This window comes from Blautia sp. DFI.1.216 (assembly GCF_020594215.1).
Classification (GTDB): domain Bacteria; phylum Bacillota; class Clostridia; order Lachnospirales; family Lachnospiraceae; genus Blautia_A; species Blautia_A wexlerae.
The window spans coordinates 1-4,796 of record NZ_JAJDML010000099.1 but is presented as its reverse complement, the minus strand read 5'-3'; the positions used below and the strand labels follow the sequence as shown (position 1 = coordinate 4,796).

General features: G+C 48.9%; 5 protein-coding genes and 1 pseudogene. 1 reads left to right on the top strand and 5 read right to left on the bottom strand.

Annotated features, from left to right (window positions below):
- Positions 1-55 precede the first annotated feature (55 nt).
- From LJE11_RS18560 to LJE11_RS18540, 5 genes and pseudogenes are all read right to left on the bottom strand, one after another.
- Positions 56-433, bottom strand: coding sequence for an MmcQ/YjbR family DNA-binding protein (locus LJE11_RS18560; RefSeq protein WP_008707693.1), 378 nt, complete (start codon positions 431-433; stop codon positions 56-58).
- Positions 430-1,324, bottom strand: a pseudogene (locus LJE11_RS20595) (radical SAM protein). Before LJE11_RS20595 ends, LJE11_RS18560 begins: the two are co-directional and overlap by 4 nt.
- A 79-nt stretch (positions 1,325-1,403) precedes the next feature.
- Positions 1,404-1,874 (bottom strand): GNAT family N-acetyltransferase, encoded by a 471-nt coding sequence (locus LJE11_RS18550; RefSeq protein ID WP_008707691.1) that lies wholly within the window; start codon positions 1,872-1,874, stop codon positions 1,404-1,406.
- Complete coding sequence (locus tag LJE11_RS18545) at positions 1,874-3,349, bottom strand: amino acid adenylation domain-containing protein (protein WP_008707690.1); 1,476 nt, start codon at positions 3,347-3,349, stop codon at positions 1,874-1,876. The genes LJE11_RS18550 and LJE11_RS18545 overlap by 1 nt, the downstream gene beginning before the upstream one ends.
- 20 nt (positions 3,350-3,369) lie before the next feature.
- Positions 3,370-4,044 carry an alpha/beta hydrolase gene (locus tag LJE11_RS18540; RefSeq protein WP_008707688.1) on the bottom strand — a complete coding sequence of 225 codons (675 nt, stop codon included), beginning with the start codon at positions 4,042-4,044 and terminating at the stop codon, positions 3,370-3,372.
- 129 nt (positions 4,045-4,173) lie between these two features.
- On the opposite strand from LJE11_RS18540, the gene LJE11_RS18535 reads away from it, so the two are divergent.
- A complete protein-coding gene (locus LJE11_RS18535) occupies positions 4,174-4,356 on the top strand; it encodes a hypothetical protein (RefSeq protein WP_008707686.1) in 183 nt (60 codons plus the stop codon).
- The last annotated feature ends 440 nt before the right edge of the window (positions 4,357-4,796 follow it).

The window sequence follows — 4,796 nt, the reverse complement described above, 5'->3', positions numbered from 1 at the left end:
CTGCGCCACAGCCTTGGCAAGCCATCGCGCAGCGATTTTGTTCAACTTGAATTTGTCAGTATCTCTTTTTGCATGTTTTGGGTATCGTTGCTTCATAACTCATATCAAGCAACATTTTGGTTTTGTCATCTGATACGCTGCCATCCAGTGCAACAGTAATCCAGCTATCCTTGCTCATGTGATACGCCGGGAAGAAGCCGGGTTCCTCTCGTAGTGTGCCAATCAGAATTGGGTCACATTTGAAATCGACCACTTTCAGCATTTCTTCGCCTTGCAGCCCCAGCTTGTTCTTTGGTACATCCATAATCAGAGCAAACCACTTCCGATTATTACAATGCCGGAACACCTCATAATTCGGATATTTGAGCCACGGATAATCTGTCTCAGCGTTATATGTCTCCATTATAAATGATTCTAATTCTGCGCGTTTCATAACCTCACCTCTACAACTTCTAGCTTTCTGCATGTTACTATATAGTTTTGATTACCTGTTCTTCTGCATTTTGGCCGAGGGATAATCTCTTCGTGGAAAAAATAATTGACCACGATAGGCGGATCGTTGAACGGGCGTTTGATGGAATCATCATCCCGGACATACAGTAGCCCTTCCTCTTGGCAAAACTGCCGCATCTGCGCATCCAGCATTGACCAGTAGCTGCGTTCTTTTTTATTGTAAATGGTATCGTACAGCGGCAGCAGGTCTGGATGTTTTTCCGTTATATAGTCAAAAATCGTTTTCTTATAACCGCCCCGCAAGTTTAGGTTTTCCAGCCAGACCAAATTACATTGATTCTTCGCCCGGTGGATGATGGAGGGCAGGTCGGTGAGGCCGGGGAAAATCGGCGAGATAAAGCAGGTGGTGCGCACACCAGCATCATGGAATGCTTTCATAGCGGCCAGCCGCCGCTCAATGCTCACTGCATTGTCCATATCAGCGCGAAAATCTTCGTCCAGTGTGTTTGATCGACCAGGATACCCGCGCATTGGGGAATGTTTTAATGAGGTCAAGGTCACGCAGCACCAGGTCAGACTTGGTAGCAATACTGAGGCTACATCCGCTGCCCTGCATCTGCTCTAAAATGGCGCGGGTGCGGCAGGCGGTTTCCTCCAGCGGCTGATATGGGTCGGTCACGTAACAGAGAAACAGTTCTTTCCCTGCATACCGCTCCGGGTGTTTGATTTCCGGCCAAAATTTAACGTCTATGAACTCTCCCCAGGGCTCCGGGTGATTGGTAAAACGCTTCATAAAAGATGCGTAGCAATATTTGCAGCCGTGGCCACAGCCCACATAAGGATTGACCGAATAATAATCACTCACAGGCAAATTGGATTTTGTGAGGACGCTTTTTACTTCAACGTTTCAGATGATTGGCTCCATTGTATGTATGCTCCTTTGATTTTGCTTATTTTTCACGGGACAGTTTCATCATATCCTTCATATCGGCAAAACCGATTGTTTGATACAGCGGCCTGCCTTTGTCTGAGGTTTCAAGATATATTTTTGAAATATGCCGCTGACGAGCCTGCTCTACAAGCCACCTGACGATTCTGTTCCCTATGCCGTGTCCGCGAAACTGCGGCCGGGTATAAATGTTCATCAGGTAGGCACATTTCCCGTTTAGATTGTCCGGTGAGGGCATCTCATGATAGAGGCATATCCCGCCGCAGCCGACGATTTCCTCCCCTACGTAGGCAAAGCAGGCAATATGTCCGCCCTGCGGCAGTTCTGTTTGATAGTAGCGGCGATTTTCCGATTCCAGCTCTGTTACAGACCGCTCCGAGGGGATGGAGAATACCTCATGCAAGACTTCCATTCGCCATTGCATCAATACATTCAGGTCCTGGATCGTGGCCTGCCGGATCTGAATCTCCATTATAATGCCCCCGCTTTCATTACCACCGGCAGTTTCGACACATCCGGCTTACCGTTGACATTCAAAGGAATCTGCTTCATCTTCACAAAGAACTCTGGGATCATAAAGGAAGTCAGATTTTCAGACAGTTCTTTTTTTACTTCCGAGACTTTCAGCTTATTGTCGGAAGGCACCACATAGGCGGTCATATAGGACAGTCCATCCTCGTCTGTAAAAGCCCGGACAATAGCCTGCTGCACATCCTTGCACCGATAGAGCCGGGACTCCACCTCGGCAAGTTCCACCCGCTTGCCGTAAATCATGATCTGGTCGTCCTTGCGGTGCAGGAATGCAATGTTGCCATTCGGCAGGATATAGCCCAAATCGCCGCTGCGGTACATGGTGCTACCGTCCGGCTGCCGCTCAAAAGCGCTGTTTTCCTCGGCATGGTCGCCAATGTAGCCCAGAGATACACCGCCGCCATAAATGCAAATCTCACCCGTCTGCCCTTTGGCAACCTCGTTGCCAGACTGATCCAGAATCCTGATCTGCGCACCTAGTACAGGATGACCGATGGGATAGGTACCGTCCTCCAGCACAGTTCCACTATTACAACGGTAATAGGAGGCGCAGACCGTTGTCTCGGAGGGGCCGTAGGTGTTGTAAACCTCTGCTTTGTTCAGCAGGTGATCCACATAAACGCCCCGCAACACATCGCCGCCGCTGATAAGCAGCCGCAGAGAGGACGGAATGACAGACAGGTGGTTCATTTCTGCCAGCAGATACGGAAAGCCGCTGATCATAGTCACATGGTGACGTTCCACAAAAGCCATCAACGCATGGATGTCGGCCTTATCCTCGTCAGCGGGGATGGCCAGAGCGGCACCATTCAGCAGACTGGTGAACACTTCCTCCACAAAGATGTCAAAAGAACAGACGGAATATTGCAGCATGACATCACCGGGGCCGGGATGGAACTCGTTGGCAAAGGCACGGACATAATGGCAAACATTGCGGTTGGTGACACAGACACCTTTGGGCCGCCCGGTGGTACCTGACGTATACAGCACATAGGCGGGGCGTTCCGGGTCTTCGATGGCGTTGCGCTTCCAGGAGGGCGTCTCCACGCCGCAGATCTCACAATCTGTATAGCGGATGGGGAAACTGCTCAGTTTGGGCGCAAAGGCGTGTTCCGTCAGCACAAAATCCACCTGTGCCTCGGTCATCATGTCATGGATGCGCCCGGTGGGAAAATCCGGCTCGGCTGGGACATATTGGCCGCCGCATTTGAGTACCGCCAGAATCGAGGCAATCATCTCGGTTCGGTGACGCATGACGATGCCGATGCTGTGTACTTCCTGCGGAAAGCTGCACGTGATCATATCTACCATGTTGGACAGCTCTCCAAAAGTCATGGCGCGGTCGTTTTCAATGATAGCCGGGGCATTTTCATGTTCTTTAACTACTTTCTGAAAAAGCGAATAAATCGTATCCATCGTTTTATCTCCTTGTCGGTTTATCTATTTAATATCCAGTGAATGCCAGCCGCTGTGCGCTTGTTGCACGCCTGATAGTGGCTGCCACTGTTCAGTACGAAGGTGGTTTCGATGCCTTTCCCGTGGCACAGTGTTTCTATCTCCTGCGTATTCTGCTGCACAACGTTCAAAATCGGATTATCGGTGGAGCTCTCCTTGTCTCCGAGAGAAAAATACAGACAGTCAGGTTTGCGCTTCATCTCATGGGAGCACACATATTCCATGATGCCCTCAAACCAGAAGGAACCTGACATACTCGCTGCGCGGGCAAACACATCCGTTTGGTAGAGAGCGTAGAGGGCGAACAGCCCAGCCAGCGAGTAACCGGCGAGGCCCCGCCAGGCGGGCGCACCGGGAAGGAGCGCTTCCGCTTCCGGCATAATTTCATCCAGAAGCAGTTTCAGGTAATCATCCGCACCCCCGGTGCAGGGCGTATCGTGTTTAGAGATCGGCCCCATATACCACGGTGTCATGTCATGATCCCATTTCAGATTACTGACCGCCACCAGACAGAAATCTGGGCAGCCGAGCGCCATCAGGTTTTTATACACACTGTTAACGGCATTGGAAAAGGTGTTGAGATAGATAACTGGGCTGCCCGGCTTTGCGCTTGGGTATATGTCCACTCTTTTTTGTTCTATGGTTAAAGAAGTCACCTTGTTGCCTCCTCTCTTGACGATTCATTGTATAAATATTGTACGGTATCCGAAAACGAAAGCAAGTACGCAGAAAGTTCGTACATAGTATCAAACTACTGACCAAGGCTATAAACAGGAGGAATCAAGATGGATCATATCATGACATATGAGGAATATCTGCGCGATGTCAAGAAGGGAATCGTCACCGATCTGGGCAACAGCCCGGTCACGCCGCTGCTTCTGATGCTTCAGGGAAAGTGGAAAACACAGATTACCATGACGATTTGGTTTGTGTTGCTTTCCGCTGGAATTAAAACGTCAGCCTTCTAGATATCAAAATTTCGAGGCTCAATCACACTCTCTATTTTCTCGCTGTCTACGCTTAGCAACTACCATTACTGGCAGTCACCCAAGACTCGCTACTGGCGGTTGGTTAGACCTTACCAGACAGGCATTCCACCTGCTAGACTACTCGCCCTTGTCTGGGCGCACAATTCCGATTTGTTAAATTCATATCCGCATTATAGCATAAAAATAACGACACTGTATATCACTTTCGTAACATACAATGCCGTTACTTTTATTTTCTTCGATACACCAAACAAAACATATTCCTGTATACGATAATATCATATACAGAGTTCGACTTGTTCAGCTTTAGTGGGGAAAATGTAAAGTGAACTCCGCCTTTTGGCATAGGAATTGTTTTGTTAAATTAACTTGTTGTGCTAGATAAAATAAAATATAAAGAAACTTCAACAAAATATGCT